We start from the raw sequence: 16,817 nt of genomic DNA, 5'->3' as shown, positions 1-16,817 counted from the left end.
CAACGAACGTGATCGGCTGTTCTTTGCTACGCTCTGTCATTGGTCTGCTCCGCTACCTCGGTTGACGATGCTTCAAGATCATCGCTCATTGTGCCCGCTCTGGGCGCGTTGGAGGAGCGGGGCGGACCATTCCATTACCCTACCGGTTCTACCTCGGCAGGTGGCCGGAATAATGCTCAAGCCCGCGGGAAATACTGAACTGCAAATTTAACTTACAAAAAGATTCCAAAACAACATCGGATGCTGACAGTTGAGGAGGAGACATGTGATGGAGATGGAGAACCTTCAGGCCATCGGCGCTAACATCGGCTTGCTGCTCTTTGCTGCCACCTTTGTTGCGACATATATCCCGATCTCTGCACGCTTGATGGCAGTAGCTGATGTTTTTGATGCCCTGGTCTGCGCCCGCGTCTACAAGGATGAATATGACTTTGATCAGGTATACCGATCGATCATCGAGGCTGCCGGCAGCCATTTTGATCCAGTCGTCCTACAGGCATTCACCCACTGTTCTGGTGACTTCAAAGCGGTCGCAGGACGCTTCAAAGGTTAGGCGGGAAGCGAGCCGGATACCTTACTCGCTGCCGAAGCTGATCCAGTAGCTCGCTAGTTCATGGCATTGGCGCCCATCGCCACCGCCACCGATCGCGCCCGCACGCGCACCGCTCCCCAGTAGCCGCCCATTTATGCTATAGTCGTACTGCTCGGAACGCTCTGATACCAGAAACCGCAGGAGAAGCTTGTGACCCCAAAAAGCGAAATGCTCAACCGTGCCTATTCGGTCAAAACATCCGATGACGTACGCGGCCTTTATCGCGACTGGGCTCAACAATACGATCAAGACTTACTTGGCGATGATTTGCAGTATGTGGCCCCGCAAATGGCTGCTTCCATCTTTGCCAGATATGTGACCAACTTTTCAGCAAGGGTGCTCGACGTGGGCTGCGGAACGGGTCTGTCTGGCCTTGCCCTAAAAGATGCCGGATTCACCAATCTGGACGGTGCCGACCTGTCGCAAGAGATGCTCGAGCAGGCGCGCCTGAAGGAGGTCTATCAGGACCTGTTCGAGGCCGACATTATCGCCGGGATGGACCTGCCCGATAACAGCTATGACGCCGCGCTGAGCGTTGGAACCTTTACCCATGGCCATGTCGGCCCCGATGCCTTGGCCGAGGTCCTACGCGTGATCAAGCCGACGGGCGTCTTCTGCCTGACCATCCATGAGGGCGTTTACACGGCTCTGGATTACCCCAACGCCCTGCAATCCCTGGAAGACAAAGGCATCGCCAAGGTGCTGACCGTGGAAGACGCCGACTATATCCGTGGCGAGGATTTGACCTCCAAGATTGCCTGCCTCGGCGTCCTGTAGCGATTGTTGAACAGAGCTTTTTTCAGGCTTTTGGTTGTGGTTCTCCGCACCAAGAACTTGAACATCAAATAGACAATACACGAATCGTTTAAAATTGCACAAAAAAATGGCGCGGTCCGTCGCAGCATAGCCCTTCCTGGCATCCCCAGGGAAACGCTGATTTATTCAGCGTTTCCCGTGCGGGGCAGGAGGCCCCGCGATTTTTAGCGGCACAAGCCGCTGAAAATGAAGCGATTCGGAAACCGCGTTTTCGAATCGCTTGCTGATTTTGGCCAGGATGGCCAACAAATCAGCGTCTCCCCAGGAGCGATGCCTTGCCGTTTGGGCGATTCTGCTATCCCATAACATCATCAACTGGCGCCGCCGGTTCACCCCTGGACCCATGCGCGCGCCAGTTCGGGGCCTGGTACGCCGCCCGAGTGGACAACGACGCCGTCGACAACGACACCAGGCGTAGACATCACGCCGTAACCCATGATCTCAGCGATATCCGTGACCTTTTCAAGCTCGATCTCGATACCCGCCTCGGCCGCAGCCTGACTGATGACCTTGGCAGTAATCTCGCAGTTTCGGCAACCGGAGCCCAGGACTTTGATGCGTTTCATGGTGGATTGACCTCGTCAGCAGGTTCACGATCGCTCCCATGGCCGTTCATCGGCCGGGGGCGCTGGAGTTGTATTTAGAGGCAAGCACTGTACGAGCGACTTGCTCGATCATCAACGCGGTTCTCTGCGCGACCGCACGAGCAGCCACAGACTCAGAAGCAGCGCGAGCAGGAAACACAGCAGGGCCCATTGCGCCAACGAGAAGTTGAAGATGATCAAGCCTTTGTCCTCGCAGAAACCGGTGGCCATGAACAGCGTCGGCAGTTGCATGCCAAGCCACTCCACGAGCCTTTCGATTGGGCCCATGTCGGCGCCGGTACAGGAGACGCTGCCCGCGGGCTGCGCTTGCAGCCAGGTCTGATAGGTTGCCGTCACCACGCCTCCGGCTGCTGCCAAGGCGGTGAGGGTCCCGCTTATGCGCCGCGCGAGACCATGAGTCAGCGCGGCCATCAGCGCCAATGGCGCCATGAGCATGTAGAGCAAGCGTTGAAATATGCAGAGATGGCAGGGTTGTAGCGCTAGCCACTCGGTGAGCACGATACTTGCCAGCGCGAGCCCTGCGCTCGCGGTGGCGATCAGCATCCATAGGCTGCGCGGCGCATTGATGGTCATGACAGGGGAAGACTCCTCGGCTCAGATCGGCGATTGGCCCTGGATCCGGTGATGCCAGGCCCGAAGCGCAAACGCAGGGCCAATCGCTGCGCTTGGCTGGCGGCTTGAAGGGCATTAGCCAGTATCCAGCCTTCGGCTGAAGCGGAGATTGATCCGAGGCCACAGACGTAGGTATCGGTGGGGATCCGCGCAGTGCGCTTGAGATTGAAGCTCGGACTGCGGATCGTAGCGATCAGTTCGATGGTCATCACTGACCTCAGGCGATCAGATTGAAGGTCCAGCCGACCAGTACGAAAGACACGCCGAGCACCCCTGCGAACAGCGCCAATGCCTGCCAGCGGATGACCTTGCGCAGGATCAGCATCTCTGGCACTGAGAGTGCGGCAATACTCATCATCAACGCCAGCACGGTGCCGACCGCAACGCCCTTGCCGAGCATGGCCTCAGCGACGGGTATGACGCCGGTCGCATTGGAATACAACGGGATGCCGACCAGCACCGCGCCGGGCACCGCCAACCATTGGCCATCGCCAAGGTTGTCGACCACCCATTGGGTCGGCACGAAGCCGTGGAACAGCGCGCCAGTGCCGATGCCGATGAAGACCCACTTCCAGATCCGGCGCAGGATCTCCTTGACCTCGGCCACCGCGAAACGATGCCGACCGCGGAGGCTGGTATCCGGGCGCTGAGCGGCCGCCTGGCCCATCTGGATCTTCCAGACATAATCCTCGACCCAGCGCTCGGGCTTGAAGCGCTGCATGATGATGCCACCAAACCAGGCGACGACCAGCCCGGCGGCGATATAGAGCAGCGCCAGCTTCCAGCCGAGGATGCCGATCAGCAGTACCGCCGCGACCTCGTTGATCATTGGTGAGGCGATCAGGAACGAGAAGGTCACCCCGAGCGGGATGCCGGCCTCGACGAAACCGATGAAGAGCGGCACCGAGGAGCAGGAGCAAAAGGGCGTCACCGCACCCAGGCCGACGGCCATACCGCGCGCCTGCCAGTCCGGTCGGCCGCGGACGAACTCGCGCACCCGCTCCGGTGAGACCATCGCGCGCAGCAGACCCATCAGATAGATGACGATGACCAAGAGCGCAAAGATCTTGGCCACATCCATGACGAAGAACTGCAGTGCCGAGCCAGTGGCGCTGTCTGGGCTCAGGCCAAACAGTGAATAGGCGATGACATCGCCAAGCCAGGCGAAAGGATCGGACATGCGGAAGCTCCAGCCCAGGTTGCCATGGCCGGCAGCTCGCTCGGAGTCAGCCAACCACCTACCAGCATAGCAAATCCGAGAATACATATATATGGAAAGCCGCATGCATTCGATAGGTCACCGACTGCGGCTAAGGCTCGGGGCCCCATCCGTTGGCCGCCATGCGGGTGGAGGGGCGTACCAGAGCTTCGCACTGATGCGCTGGAAACTGCAAATTGATGGCCAGAGTCGCCCAGACTTGGGCCCTCGTGCCGATGACGAGATCAGTCTGCGGTAGAATCCAGTCCTCGAACACACGCTGGCCGATCTCCGGCTCGAGGGCGGGCCAGGTTCGTATCATTTCGGGCTGCCGCAGGGGCCATTTGCCAGTGTCAAGGAATCGCGAGGGGCTCTGCGACAGGGTTTCCTGACAGACGACCGGGGGCCGGACGGGGCGCCAGGATGACTGTGGCAGTTACCACAGTTCTGTCACATCGGGCTTATGACTCAGCGTCAAACAAGTTGGTCGGAGGAGCATGCCTATGAGGACATCAAGTCGTGCATTCGGATACGGAGCGCTGGTCTTGGCGCTCCTGGCCGGCACGGTCGAGGGGCGGACCGGCGATGACCTGCAGGAAGCGCTGCGCACGGATGGCGACTGCCTGCCGACACCACCGCGTGCGTTTGGCCCGCTCGAGGCGGCCGGCCTGTTCGCCGATAGCCGGCGAGCATGCGCAGGACCTTGCGAGACGCCCTTCGGGCAGGTGCTCGGCACCGCTGACGGTGCCGAAGCACGCTCGAATTGCACCTCCCGGTGCGTCCGACCCGACCTGAGCTTTCTCGACCTCGACACCGGGGAGCTCGCGCTTAAAGACAAGGCGACAGCCGATGGAAGGCTCCACTACGTCGGCATCACCTACCAATGCGTCGGCTATGCCCGGCATTGGTGGATGAAGAACCTGTCGCTCACCTTCGGTGACGTCGATGACGCCCATCACATCCTGTACCTGACAGACGCCACGGATGTGCGCACGGGCAAGCGCATAGCTCTCGGACGCTCGGTCAACGGCAGCGCCGAGCGAGCACCCCAGCGAGGCGATCTGCTCGTCTATGTCGCCGACCGTGATGACCCACAATGGCGTTTCGGCCATGTGGCGGTCATCGTCAATGTGGATCGCGAGCAGGGGCTGGTCGCCCTGGCAGAAGAGAACTACGACAACGCGCGCTGGCAGGACCCGGAGGCCTTCGCCCGGCAGATACAGCTCTTCGAAGTCAACGGCCGCTATACGCTGGTCGATGTCCCCGAGGGCGCGCGCAGCAACGCAACAGGCGGGCGCATCGCCGGCTGGGTCTACCCGATGCACTGACAGTCAGGGCCGGGCGTGGTGATATTCCCGGGGTGCCTGGTGCAACCCGGGTCTGGACCCAGATCCCAGGCCTTCTATCCTTGGCCTCTGACTCTAACCGCCCGTAGCCAGCCTCGCAGTCGCGGCGCCCCCCTAACCTACGGCCCCAGCACACTTGGCAAACCTGGGCGCTCAGTTCGGTTTGGCTTTCCTACCCGTCTCGGGATTGGAGTCCCCGTGGCAGCAGGCGTGCCTCGATCCGCTCGAATCCCCACTGCGTCAGCAAGGCCAGCACGGCCGCCGGGATGGCGCCTTCCAGGATCAGGCCCAGATCATCCAGCCGAATCCCCGTCAGGATAGGCTGCCCATAACCCCCGGCGCCGATCAGGGCGCCTAGGGTCGCACCGCCGACATTGATCACGGCGGCCGTCTTGATGCCGGCCAAGATCATGGGCAGCGCCAAGGGCAGTTCGATCCGCCACAGCCGGGTGCGCGTGGGCAATCCCAGTGCCAGGGCCGATTCGACCAGCGGCGGCGAAAGGCCCGTGATGCCCGCATGGGTATTGCGGACAATGGGCAGCAAGCTATACAGGAAGAGCGCCGCGATCGCCGGCGCCGCGCCAATGCCGAAAAAGGGGATCATGAACACCAGTAAAGCCAGCGCCGGGATCGTCTGGGCGATGCCGACCATGGCCAGAACGCCCTGCCCCAACCGTTGCCGATAGGCAGCCAGCATGCCGAGCGGCACGGCCACCAGGATCGCCCCGGACAGGGACACGCCGACCAGCACCAGATGTTCGAGCGTGGTCCGAAGCAGGCGATCCCAGAGGGTCTCGGCACGGACAGCAATGTCCAGATCCAGCCGATCACGCAAAAAACCGGCCGCGACCTCGGCCTCGGTCTGCCCGCCGAGTTTCACATCGGCATTCATCTGAATCATTCGCGGCGCATCCAGATGTCCGATCAGGGGATCGAAGGCGTCCAGACTCCCCGGCACCCGCTCCGGAAGATCCAGTCGAAACAGCACCAGCGCCTGATAGCGCCGGAAATACCCCTGGTCGTCCTGCAGCGGGACCAGATCGTAATGGGCGATCTCGGCATCCGTGGTGTAGACGTCGGTCAGGTCAGCGGCCCCCGTCGCCAGTGCCCGATAGGCCAGTTCATGCTCCATCCCCAGCACATCGGTTTGCGGCAGCCGATAGGCCGCGGCCAGCCCCGGCCAGCCATCGGCACGTTCCAGGAATTCGCTGCCAAAGCGCAAGCGCAGCCTTGGGTGGTCCAACAGGTCCGAGATGCGCGCGATCCCCAATGCATGGGCCCGCTCGCGGGGCATCCCAAGCGCATAGTTGTTCTCGAACCCCAGCACGCCGGCAATGCGGATGCCATCGGCAGCCAGACGCTGGATCAGAATGGGGGGCAGCATCGGCGACCCTGACTCTCGAGCGCCTTGAACGCCCTCTTCCTCAAATGCTGCCTCGGATTCGCCGGCGAAGATTTCATGCATCAGCGTGCCGCTGTACTCGACATAGGCGTCGATCTCTCCCCGGCGCAAGGCGTTGTACAGGATTCTGCTGCCACCCAAGGCCGCCTTATGCGTGGCTTCCAACCCCTGAGCCGTCGCAAGCCCGGTCAAGACCTCCCCGAGAATCACGCCCTCGGTGAATTTCTTACTGCCGATGCGGATTTCCGAATGGGCATCTCCCTGCCCCGAGCAACCTGCCAGCATGACCAGCAGGAGCGAGAAACCCGCCAGCAACCACAATCCAGACACCGACCCACCAGACAACGGCAGAGCAGACGGCAACAGACCAAACAACGATTGACGATGCCCTGACGACCCACGGCGCAAGACGGCACCCGGCTGCGGTGTCATGCCTGATCTCCCTGCGCCAACGCGGGATCCGCGTTGTTGCTCTCCAGGGAATGGCTGCGCTGCGCCCGAATGAACCGCGCAACAAAGGCATCCGCCGGTGCCTGCAGCATGGCCTCCAAACGCCCCCGCTGCAGGATTTGACCCGCACGCATCAGCAGGATCTCGTCCGCCAGATAACTGGCCTCTCCCAGGTCATGGGTCACCAGCACCACGGTCTTTTGCAGGCGCTGGAAGATCTCCCGAAGTTCGGTCTGCAGGTCGAACCGAACCATGGGATCGAGCGCGCCCAGGGGTTCATCGAGCAGCAGCACCTCCGGATCCAGCATCAAGGCCCGCATCAGGGCGACGCGCTGGTTCTGGCCACCGGAGAGTTCCTGGGGATAGCGCTCGAGGCCGTCCAGTGGGAAATGCGTCAACTCGGCCAACTCAGCAATTCGCGCCTGAATGCGCTTGCTAGACCAACCCAGGTGCTGCGGCATGAGACCCAGGTTGTCCCGGGCGGTCAGATGCGGAAACAACCCGCCCTGCTGAATCACATAGCCCATGCGCTGCCGCAGTGGCGCCAGCCGTTCGGGCGCCAGGGGTTCGCCATCGAACAAGACCTCGCCCGTATCGGGCTGGATGAGCCCGATCAGCAGTCTCAACAGGGTGGATTTGCCGCAGCCAGAGGGACCGATCAGTGCTGTGGCACGACCGGCATGGAATTCCAGATCCAGATTGGCCAGTACCACGCGGTTTCCATAGCGCTTGGTCAGCCGTCGCAGTTCGAACATGCCCGGGACCTCTCCGGTCTTCTCAGGATTGCCGGTCGCGTCAGTCCGGGGCGCGTGCGCCCTGATCCGAGAGTTGTTCCCGGTAACGGCGCAAATGTCGTCCCCCCTGAATCATGGCATTCAGCGCAAATACCAGCAGCGTCGCCGTCAGGGCTGCGAATACCAGCCGCCAGCCGGGAAACCAGGCCGACAGCAACACTGCGATCAGCACGACCAGGACACTGAAGATCAGCACCCGGACCCGCACCTTGGCGATCAGCGCATCGACCAGCGACGGCTGGCGGACACCGGCCTGTAACAGCTTCTGCTCGAGCTGGCGGTACTCCTCCTCCCGCCGCCGCTGCATACGACCAAAGGGGTCATCCAATTTCATGTTGAGCAGCTCCTGCGGCGTCAGCTCGCCAAATACCAAAATCGATGCCAACTGGCCCCATGGGACAGACGGTAAGGGCTGGTCACTGCAAACACCAATCACTTGTAGCCGCGTACCTGATCCAGATACGCCGACAGAAAGAGACCCAGCAGCAGAGTCACCACGATCAGGTGCGGGGCCAGGCCAGGAAGTCCATGGCCGGCGGCAGGAACAGGTGTGGGGCCTCCACATGCAGTGCATGGGCCTGGCCCGGAACGACCATGGTCGAGACGCCCGGGATGGCGGCAAGCTCCGCGGTGGCGCTGGCGGCCGGAAAGATCATGTCCCACTCGCTGCAGAGCACCAGGGTCTTGCTGCTCAGTCGGCGCAGATCGGCACGACGGTCGAAGCCGCGCATGGCCGCGACCTGGCCGCGAAAGCCGGCGGCCGATTGCGGATAGGGATAGGCCAGGGTCAGTCGCAGCGCCTCGTCGAGCGCGGCCCTGTTCTCGAAGAACCCCGGCGTAAAGATCCAGTAGAAAAAGTTGCGGAACCAGCGCGCCGGGTCGATCCCGGCGGTCAAGGCCTCTGCCCAGTCGTCGAACAGCCGGTCGTTGCGGGCGCTCGCACGGGCGGCGCTATTGGCGAGGATCAGGCGCTCGATGCGCTCTGGATGGCGCAGGGCGCAGTCGAGCGCGATCATGCCGCCCATGGAATGGCCGATCAGGTCGAATCGGGCGATGCCGAGGTGGTCGGCTAAGGCGATGCAGTCCTCCGCCATGGCCTGAATGCTGATGGGCGCATCCTGAGGCGCGGAACGGCCGCAGCCGCGATTGTCGAAGACGACCACGCAACGCTCGGCGGCGAGCGGCGCGAGCACCGTGCCCCAGGATTGGGAGTCACTGGCCAGGCCAGCCACGAGCAGCAACGGTGGCCGCGGGCTCTGCGCGGGCGCTGGCCCATGGACCTCATAATAGAGCTTGTTTGTCGGACGTCCGCCCTCGGGTCGATCAAGGCTTGGCATCGGGGTCACTCAGTGTCTGTAATTGCCTGCGCAACTGCTCGAGCGCCCGCTCGGACCACTCGTTGGGGTCGTAGACATGATCGCCCCAGCGCAAGGGGTCGCGGTGCCGGCTGGCAAGTCGCTGTGGTGACAGCACCTGGTAGATCTTGCGCCACTCGCCCTCCACGCGCAGCGCGAGCAGCGGGTTGATGACATATTGGCCATGCTGCATGCGCTTGAACAGCTTGCGATTATAGGGGGCGTCGCGGTCCACCTCGTTCTTCGACAGGATCGATGAGAGGTAGCTGCGCTTTTTGCGTCTCGCCGGGACGATGGATTCTGGAAAGTGCGCTAGGACGTCTTCAAAGTCGATCGCCCGCAGCAGCTTGCCGTGTACGCCCCAGTTCTCGCCCAGGCGCTGATAGAACAGGACCATCGCCACACAGAGCATCAGGTACTCCATGCTCCGCTGGTCGAGCTTGACCAGGCGGCCGTCGACCTGGATGTCGAGGCTGGGCGGGGCGAGTCGCTCGAACACCGCGGGCAGCTTTTGCCGCGCGAAGCGCTCGTCGGCGCAGGCCCGCTCCAGGGCGATCTGGAAGGCATTGAGGCCATTGCCGTCCACGAGTGCGGTGTCTGCCTCGCGGTCGAGCAGGGCCTCCACCAGCTCGGCATTGCCCATGTGGCTGGCGATCATCAATGGGGTCTGGCCGAAGACGTTGCGGAAGTCGACGCCGTATTGGTCCACTTGGCGCAGCACGCCGCCCGGATGCTTGAGGTCGTAGGGCAGATAGTGCTTTTTTTCCAGCACCGGCAGGGCCTTGTCCGGCTGCTTGGCGGCCTTGAAGCCGTTCTGGATCAGGCCGTTCAGCAACCGCTGGTCGCGGTAGACCAGGGCGTATTCCATCAGGGCGATGCAGGCCTTCTTCTCGCCGCGCACGATCGCCTTGTCCTCCAGCTGCGCAAGTGCCTCGCCGCGCAGCACGGTCCAGGGCACGCCGCGCTGTTTGAGGATCTGCTCTCGGATCTCGGCGGCCTGCTCCTCCTTGCCTTGCAGCTCCAGCTTGCGCGCCTCATGGCGCCACTCCTCGAGGCTGGAGCTCTGCTCCTCCACATGCTCGACGCCCTCGTGGACCTCGATCAGGCCGAGCAGCTCGAGTAGGTGTTGCTTGGGCCTGGACTCGATGAGATAGAGGTTCTTTACCGCCCGGGTCACAGCGACGTAGAGGGCATTGATGTAGAACTTGTAGATCTCCAGCGACTTGTCGCCCTTGTCGCGGCCGCGGGCGTAGCGCAGCTCGCCCTGCAGGTCGGCCTCGCCGAGGTCAGCGGCGATATCGCGGAAGCGCTTCTCCTCGCCGGAGACGAAGCCGTAGAGCAGCACGTTCTCGTATTCCAGGCCCTTGGCCTCGTGAATCGAAAACACCAGCGGCGTGCGGAAGTGCTTGCGCACCTCCGACTTCTGCTCCGGGTGCAGCACCAGGATGGCGAATCGCGCCGAGTTGGCGGTGCGGCGGTCCAGGTCGCGCTTGACCTGGTCGCTGTCCTTGAGCAGGCCGACGCGCCCGTGCGTGGGGCCGCAACTGCGCACCAGATAGTTGCTCTCGCGGTCCACCGAGCCGAACCGGGCATGCTTGATGTGCAGCAGCCGGTTGGCGATCTCGGTGACCTGGGGCGAGTTGCGGAAATTGGCGTTGAGGATGCGGATCAGGTCTGCCGGCGCGCCATCGCCCTGCTCGCGCCAGAACAGGGTCTTGACCTTGGACCAGGAGAAGAAGTTGGGATGGACGATCTGGTTGGAGTCGCCGCAGAGCAGGAACTGGGTCGGATCGCGCAGGGCGCGCAGGATCAGCAGCAGCTGTACGTTGGTGAGATCCTGCACCTCGTCGACGACGACGAAGTCGTAGCGCGGCTGGATGCGCGAGAGCCAGTCGTGGCTGACGATGTTGGGATCGAACCAGCCCTGCTCGTCGAGGAATTGCAGATACTTCTCGAACAGGTCGTAGACCTCGGCGCGGGTCTCGGTGGCGAAGATGGACTGCTTGATGCCGAGCGCCAGATAGTCACCCCGGCTCAGATAGGGACGCTCGGGGTCGGTGCCTGTAATGGCGCCCTGAAACTCCTCGAACACCCGATGGCTGTCCTTGAGCTCCTTCGAGAGGCGTTGGCGCGCCGCCCAGCCGTGAAAGACGCGCGGCGTGATTTCCTTGCCCTTGGGCACCTGGATGCTCTCCAGATACTCACGGAAGGACAGGAAGTCGAGGTTCTGATCCTCGCTCTCCCAGCCGTTGGCGTAATAGAGATCGCGGGCGTTCTGCACCAGGAAGGGCGAGCGGGTCACATAGAGGATGTCGCCGCTGGCATCCTTCATCTTCTCCAGGGTCAGTGCGGTCTTGCCACTGCCGGCGGAGCCGATGATGACCAGCGGTGCCGGTTGTTGGTAGACGGCCTCTTGGTCCTCGTCGAAGGATAGCACCTTGTCGAGCAGGTGAAAGCGGTGCAGCTTGGGGTTGAGATAGGGCAGCTCCGGGGCCTCGTCCGCCGCCGCTGGCTCCACGGCTGGGATTCGATCTTCGTCGATCTGTGCGCCGCGGGCGAGGAAGCGCGACTTCTCGTAGGCATGCTGGGGGATGTACTCCAGCATCAGGGCGCAGCGTTCATCCTGGTGGCGGTACAGCGAGAACAGCAGGCGGTTGCTGCGGTCGAGCCGCGCCCGGTACAGGTTGTCGCCGACCTTCTTGACGTCGGCGGAGCGAAAGTCGTCGGCCGCGAGATAGCCCGCGAGCTTGTCGTAGCCGGGGATGGCCGCGGTGTCGAGGCCGCGATAGGTGAGGATCTTCATCGTCTTAGGTCGGCAGTTGGATGGGCTCGCGGCGCTTGGGATTGGCGCCGATTTAGGTACCCCCAGGCTCAGCCGATTCCAACCATCCCTTGGACGAGCAAGACGCCCCAGCGCGGGTTCATTTCGATGAGCCGTTGCCCGTCGAGGTGGCGGGAGCCGGATAGGCATAGCCGGGATAGGCATTACCGGGATAGCCATAGCCGTGCCCATAAGGCGCGGCGCCGTAGTATCCAGGATAGCCACCGTAATAACCGGGATAGCCACCCCAGTAACCCGGATAGCCATAGCCTCGGCCGTACCAGGGGTTACCCCAACCGTTGCCCCAACCGGGTCCCCAGCCATCGCCCCAGTTCCAAGGATTGAACGGACCCCAGAAGGCGTTCGCGGAGCCGGCGGCAAACAGGCTGGCAGCCAGACCCGCCGCCAAGAGCAGGCGCTTCTTGATGAGCATGATGAACCCCCGTTCATTGAGATGATCAGTTGCGCACACCGGCCCTGTCGGCCCGGTGCCGCCTTAGCCTAGGCAGAGGATTTCACAACCGGTTTGACTCAGATCAATCCCAGCGGACGAACGTCAGCCCCGCAATCGGGCGTTGACGGCGCATTGGGTCCTCAGCTTGGGCTATCCGAAACTCCAGGTGGGTTTAGCGCTATGATGGATGCCCGAGACCGACCAGCGAACACAAGAACCGCAAAACGAGTGGTGGGATACACACCGACCGAACCCGTTAAACGAGGAGGATGACGATGCCCGTAACCATGAAGACAATCCCGGTGGCCGTATTCGCGGCACTTTTGAGCACTGCCGCGGCCGCAGACCCTGCGCTGGCGGTGGGCCAGGCGAAGCCCAACAATTTTTGGTGGCCTGAGCAGCTCAATCTCCAGCCCCTGCGCGATCACAGTCCGGCGTCCAACCCTTATGGAGCCGATTTCAATTATGCGGAGGCATTCGCGCAACTCGATCTCGAGGCGGTCAAGCAGGACCTCGAGGAGCTGATGACGACCTCCCAGGATTGGTGGCCCGCGGATTTCGGCCATTATGGCCCACTGTTCATCCGCATGGCCTGGCACAGCGCCGGTACCTACCGGGTGTCAGACGGTCGCGGCGGCGCCCGCGGCGGCCAGCAGCGCTTCGATCCGCTCAACAGCTGGCCCGACAATGTCAATCTCGACAAGGCGCGGCGCCTGCTCTGGCCGATCAAGCAAAAATATGGCCGCAATATCTCCTGGGCCGACCTGATGGTCCTCGCCGGCACTGTTGCAATGGCGGACATGGGCTTCAAGACGTTCGGCTTCGCCGGCGGCCGGGCGGACGACTGGGAGCCCGACCTCGTCTACTGGGGACCGGAGGCGGACATGCTCGGCCGGGAGCGCTACGACGCCGATGGCAATCTGGAAAATCCTCTCGCCGCCACTCAGATGGGCCTGATCTATGTGAATCCGGAAGGCCCGGGCGGTCATCCCGATCCGCTCGCGGCGGCCGAGCAGATCCGCGAGGCTTTCGGTCGCATGGCCATGAACGATGAGGAAACGGTCGCCCTGATCGCCGGTGGTCACACCTTCGGCAAGACCCACGGCGCGGGCAAGCCGGACGAATGCGTAGGCGCCGAGCCGGCCGCCGCGCCGCTCCAGGAGCAAGGATTGGGCTGGGCCAACCGCTGCGGCAAGGGCAACGCCGAAGACACCATCGGCAGCGGCCTGGAAGGTGCGTGGACCGCGGCGCCGACCCAGTGGACCATGATGTATCTGAGCAATCTGTTCAACTACGACTGGGAGCAGACTCGCAGCCCGGCCGGCGCCATTCAGTGGATACCGAAGGACGGCGCGGCCGCAGGCACGGTTCCCGATGCTCACCTGGATGGCGTCAGCCATGCGCCGATCATGTTCACGACTGATCTGGCGCTGAAGCTCGATCCAACCTATCACGAGATCTCCAAGCGATTCCTGGACAACCCGGAGGAATTCGAGCTCGCGTTCGCAAAGGCCTGGTTCAAGCTGACGCATCGCGACATGGGGCCTCGCGCACGCTATCTCGGCGATGATGTGCCCGAAGCCGTGCTGCTCTGGCAAGATCCGGTGCCCGCGCTCGACCACGAGTTGATCGACGACAGCGACATCGCCGATCTCAAGAAGCGCCTCCAGGCGTCTGGTCTGACGTCCGGTCTGCTGGTGCGCACCGCGTGGGCCTCGGCATCCACCTTCCGCGCCAGCGACCTGCGCGGCGGTGCCAACGGCGCACGCATTCGCCTGGCGCCGCAGAAAGACTGGCCGGTCAATGATCCGGCCAGTTTGGCGAAGGCGCTCCAGACCCTGGAGGAGATCCGCACGACCTTCAACAACCAGGCCTCAGATGGCAAGCAGGTGTCGCTCGCCGACCTCATCGTCCTTGGCGGTGCCGCAGGCATCGAGCTGGCGGCCAAGAGCGCCGGCTATGATGTCGAGGTGCCCTTCACGCCCGGGCGCACGGATGCCACCCAGGAACAGACGGATGTCGAGTCCTTTGCCGTCCTCGAGCCGACCGCCGATGGTTTCCGCAACTACTTCGCGGATGGCAACCGCCTGTCGCCGCCCGAGATGCTGGTCGACCGTGCCGACCTGCTGGGGCTGAGCGTGCCGGAGATGACGGCACTGGTCGGAGGGATCCGCACCATGGGTGCCAACAGCCGTGGCTCCAGGAATGGCGTGCTCACCGAACGCCCGGGCCCGCTGACCAATGACTTCTTCGTCAACCTGCTCGATATGAACACGGTATGGACGCCGTCGACGGACGTCGAGGGGCTCTACGAGGGAAGAGACCGTGCGACGGGCGAGCTGAAATGGACCGCGACCGCGGTGGACCTGATCTTCGGATCGAACGCCGAGTTGCGTGCCATCGCCGAGGTCTATGCGTCGGCGGATGGAGAAGAGGAGTTGATCCGCGATTTCATTGCCGCATGGACGAAGGTGATGATGGCCGACCGTTTCGATCTGAAGAGGGGATAGGCCAAGGCTGCTCGGGCCAGGCTTGACTTCGGCCTGGCCCGAGCACTCTGAACGAGACGGCGGACGCCATGCCGCGCTGGCGGGACCGGTATCAGCATCAGGCCGACCCCATGCCAGGAGTAACGGCTATAGACATGGCGCTCCAGCCAGCCGTCCGGTGTGCCATGACCATAGCGCTCGACCAGCGCGCGATCGCGGGCGGCCTTTGCATAGAGATCGGCACCCTCGTCGAGAACCTTGCGCTGTCCCAGCACCCGGAAACGCGCGCGCGCGCACCGCGCGCGACGTCCGTCAGCCTGGCCGCGGCGTCTCGAACCGCCAACAGGCTAAACAGTTTCGACGACTATCCATCCTCGAAAAACAGGTTACGGAAGCCTCTTCGATCCTGCATGCGATAGATGGTGAAATCGGAATCCACGCTCGCCACAGTCGTGATCCGAAGGCGCTCGCACAGGGCTACCAGCGAGACGTCAGCAAAATCGGCCGGGAGATCGCTGTATTTCTCCAGCAAGGCCCGGATTCTTGAAAGGTCGCTGCTCGTCTCTGTGTCGATCGTCAAAGCCCCTTCGGCCCAGAAGAGAAAATCCCGCTGAGCCTGGGGCGCGAAGTCGAGCATGTAGACGACCTCGGTGATGACGGGCAGGTTGGTCACCAAGGGATGGCGTAGTCCGCGCAAGAAGCCGACGGCGCGCGCATGGTACTGATCCGAGCCATCGAACAGGGCGATCAAAGGGCCACTGTCAACGACGATGCTTGGCATGCAGCCGTTCCCGAAGCAGTTCCTTGCGACGCGCACTGCGATCTGACTCACCGCTGGCATAACGCCCGAATAGTGGCTCGCCAAGGCTATATGGCGAGGTCTCACCGTCACTACGCGCCAATTTTTCCTGTATGGCGTCACGCACGAAGGCGGACAATGGAATTCCTTCCGTGGCGAGTCGTCGACGGAGCACGGTCTCCGTCTCAGGGTCGAGTCGAATCGAAATGCTCATCCCAGCGTGGCCACATTGAGTTCTTGTATGACGAGCTTGTATGACGTCAGTATAGTGCCTTGTGAGCCTCGCAGAAAACCTCGCTTGACACCCGCCAGGTAGCATGGGTCTTCGGCCTTTCAGAGGAAGACTCTCGGTCTTGCTCCCCGGTTGACACGTCCATCTTCACGTTGTAGGTGCGGCGCTGCAATCCGTAGTATCTGGCGTTTCGAAGACGGCCGCTCCGGCTGTGATCGGCCGGGCTATACCCCACCGCCGCGGTGGACGGTCTCGTAGTAGAGCTTTTCCAGCTCGAGCTTGTGCTTGGTCTCTTCGCTGGCGAGATACTGGAAGAGGTCCTTGATGGGGCCGTCGGGGGTGGTTTCGGCGAGTTCGGTGTAGTGCGACATGGCGGCGTGCTCGCGGCCCATGGCGTATTGCAGCACGGCCTGGTCGTCGGGGTGCTCGCCGAGGTCGGGCAGGTGCAGGCAGTCGGAGAATTTGCTGTCGCTGGCGGTGCGGGTGATCTCGTGCCTGACCTGGTCGGCGATGTCGCCGCGCTGGGCCAGGGCGCTGAAGAGGTCGTAGTGGGACTGCTCCTCTGCTGCCAGTTCCTCGACCAGGTAACGGATGCGCTTGCTGACCTTGGGGATCAGCGCGGTGTAGAAGTCGCGCGCCTTTTCCTCGAAGCTGGTGGCGACGTCCAGAACCTCTTTGAGCGTGGTCTTCTCGCGCAATAACTCGATGCCGTGGGTGCCTTCGGTCATGGGTCGACTCCGTGTTCAGGGTACAGGATCACGCGGGAATCGCGCAGAGCGCGGCATGGATGCTGGCGGCGACGCGGTGGCCGTCGGCGACGGCGGTGACCACGTCCGGGCCGCGCACCATGTC

16 protein-coding genes are annotated in these 16,817 nt (G+C 62.8%); 4 read left to right on the top strand and 12 right to left on the bottom strand.

Annotated features, from left to right (window positions below; genetic code table 11):
• Positions 1–268: 268 nt before the first annotated feature.
• Together F2Q65_RS18280 and F2Q65_RS18275 are read left to right on the top strand one after the other, a co-directional pair.
• Positions 269–553 carry an HD-GYP domain-containing protein gene (locus F2Q65_RS18280; protein WP_150094842.1) on the top strand — a complete coding sequence of 95 codons (285 nt, stop codon included), beginning with the start codon at positions 269–271 and terminating at the stop codon, positions 551–553.
• 189 nt (positions 554–742) lie between these two features.
• Positions 743–1,369: a class I SAM-dependent DNA methyltransferase gene (locus tag F2Q65_RS18275; RefSeq protein WP_150094841.1), complete on the top strand. Its 627-nt coding sequence runs from the start codon at positions 743–745 to the stop codon at positions 1,367–1,369.
• Between the two features lie 368 nt (positions 1,370–1,737).
• Here F2Q65_RS18275 and F2Q65_RS18270 read toward each other — a convergent pair whose 3' ends face one another.
• The 4 genes from F2Q65_RS18270 to F2Q65_RS18255 form a co-directional block, all read right to left on the bottom strand.
• Positions 1,738–1,974 (bottom strand): thioredoxin family protein, encoded by a 237-nt coding sequence (locus tag F2Q65_RS18270; protein ID WP_150094840.1) that lies wholly within the window; start codon positions 1,972–1,974, stop codon positions 1,738–1,740.
• Between the two features lie 111 nt (positions 1,975–2,085).
• Positions 2,086–2,586 carry a disulfide bond formation protein B gene (locus F2Q65_RS18265; protein ID WP_150094839.1) on the bottom strand — a complete coding sequence of 167 codons (501 nt, stop codon included), beginning with the start codon at positions 2,584–2,586 and terminating at the stop codon, positions 2,086–2,088.
• Positions 2,583–2,834, bottom strand: coding sequence for a hypothetical protein (locus F2Q65_RS18260; RefSeq protein ID WP_150094838.1), 252 nt, complete (start codon positions 2,832–2,834; stop codon positions 2,583–2,585). Before F2Q65_RS18260 ends, F2Q65_RS18265 begins: the two co-directional genes overlap by 4 nt.
• Before the next feature lie 8 nt (positions 2,835–2,842).
• Positions 2,843–3,805 carry a permease gene (locus F2Q65_RS18255; RefSeq protein ID WP_150094837.1) on the bottom strand — a complete coding sequence of 321 codons (963 nt, stop codon included), beginning with the start codon at positions 3,803–3,805 and terminating at the stop codon, positions 2,843–2,845.
• A 563-nt stretch (positions 3,806–4,368) separates the two neighbouring features.
• On the opposite strand from F2Q65_RS18255, the gene F2Q65_RS18250 reads away from it, so the two are divergent.
• Positions 4,369–5,151 carry a CHAP domain-containing protein gene (locus F2Q65_RS18250; protein WP_246156361.1) on the top strand — a complete coding sequence of 261 codons (783 nt, stop codon included), beginning with the start codon at positions 4,369–4,371 and terminating at the stop codon, positions 5,149–5,151.
• A gap of 190 nt (positions 5,152–5,341) precedes the next feature.
• On the opposite strand, the gene F2Q65_RS18245 is transcribed toward F2Q65_RS18250, so the two are convergent.
• From F2Q65_RS18245 to F2Q65_RS18220, 6 genes are all read right to left on the bottom strand, one after another.
• Positions 5,342–6,856, bottom strand: coding sequence for a glycine betaine ABC transporter substrate-binding protein (locus tag F2Q65_RS18245; RefSeq protein ID WP_150094843.1), 1,515 nt, complete (start codon positions 6,854–6,856; stop codon positions 5,342–5,344).
• A 143-nt stretch (positions 6,857–6,999) separates the two neighbouring features.
• Entirely contained in the window at positions 7,000–7,776 is a 777-nt protein-coding gene (locus F2Q65_RS18240; protein WP_150094835.1) for an ATP-binding cassette domain-containing protein, read from the bottom strand.
• Between the two features lie 40 nt (positions 7,777–7,816).
• Positions 7,817–8,200 carry a hypothetical protein gene (locus F2Q65_RS18235; protein ID WP_150094834.1) on the bottom strand — a complete coding sequence of 128 codons (384 nt, stop codon included), beginning with the start codon at positions 8,198–8,200 and terminating at the stop codon, positions 7,817–7,819.
• Between the two features lie 115 nt (positions 8,201–8,315).
• Positions 8,316–9,152, bottom strand: a complete 837-nt coding sequence (locus F2Q65_RS18230) for an alpha/beta fold hydrolase (protein WP_150094833.1) — start codon at positions 9,150–9,152, stop codon at positions 8,316–8,318.
• Positions 9,139–11,973, bottom strand: a complete 2,835-nt coding sequence (locus F2Q65_RS18225) for a UvrD-helicase domain-containing protein (RefSeq protein WP_150094832.1) — start codon at positions 11,971–11,973, stop codon at positions 9,139–9,141. The genes F2Q65_RS18230 and F2Q65_RS18225 overlap by 14 nt, the downstream gene beginning before the upstream one ends.
• Before the next feature lie 118 nt (positions 11,974–12,091).
• Entirely contained in the window at positions 12,092–12,424 is a 333-nt protein-coding gene (locus F2Q65_RS18220) for a sulfur globule protein CV3 (protein WP_150094831.1), read from the bottom strand.
• Positions 12,425–12,732: 308 nt separating this feature from the next.
• Here F2Q65_RS18220 and katG point away from each other — a divergent pair, with 308 nt between their 5' ends.
• Positions 12,733–14,955 (top strand): catalase/peroxidase HPI, encoded by a 2,223-nt coding sequence (gene katG / locus F2Q65_RS18215; protein ID WP_281291066.1) that lies wholly within the window; start codon positions 12,733–12,735, stop codon positions 14,953–14,955.
• Between the two features lie 343 nt (positions 14,956–15,298).
• Here the strand turns inward: katG and F2Q65_RS18205 are convergent, their stop codons facing one another.
• Together F2Q65_RS18205 and F2Q65_RS18195 are read right to left on the bottom strand one after the other, a co-directional pair.
• Positions 15,299–15,715 (bottom strand): type II toxin-antitoxin system VapC family toxin, encoded by a 417-nt coding sequence (locus F2Q65_RS18205; RefSeq protein ID WP_150094829.1) that lies wholly within the window; start codon positions 15,713–15,715, stop codon positions 15,299–15,301.
• A 474-nt stretch (positions 15,716–16,189) separates the two neighbouring features.
• Positions 16,190–16,693 carry a ferritin family protein gene (locus F2Q65_RS18195; RefSeq protein WP_150094827.1) on the bottom strand — a complete coding sequence of 168 codons (504 nt, stop codon included), beginning with the start codon at positions 16,691–16,693 and terminating at the stop codon, positions 16,190–16,192.
• Positions 16,694–16,817: the final 124 nt, after the last annotated feature.

It is taken from the genome of Thiohalocapsa marina, assembly GCF_008632335.1.
Classification (GTDB): Bacteria; Pseudomonadota; Gammaproteobacteria; order Chromatiales; family Chromatiaceae; genus Thiohalocapsa; species Thiohalocapsa marina.
Note: the sequence above shows the minus strand (reverse complement) of the source record. Positions and strands in the feature narration are given on the sequence as shown.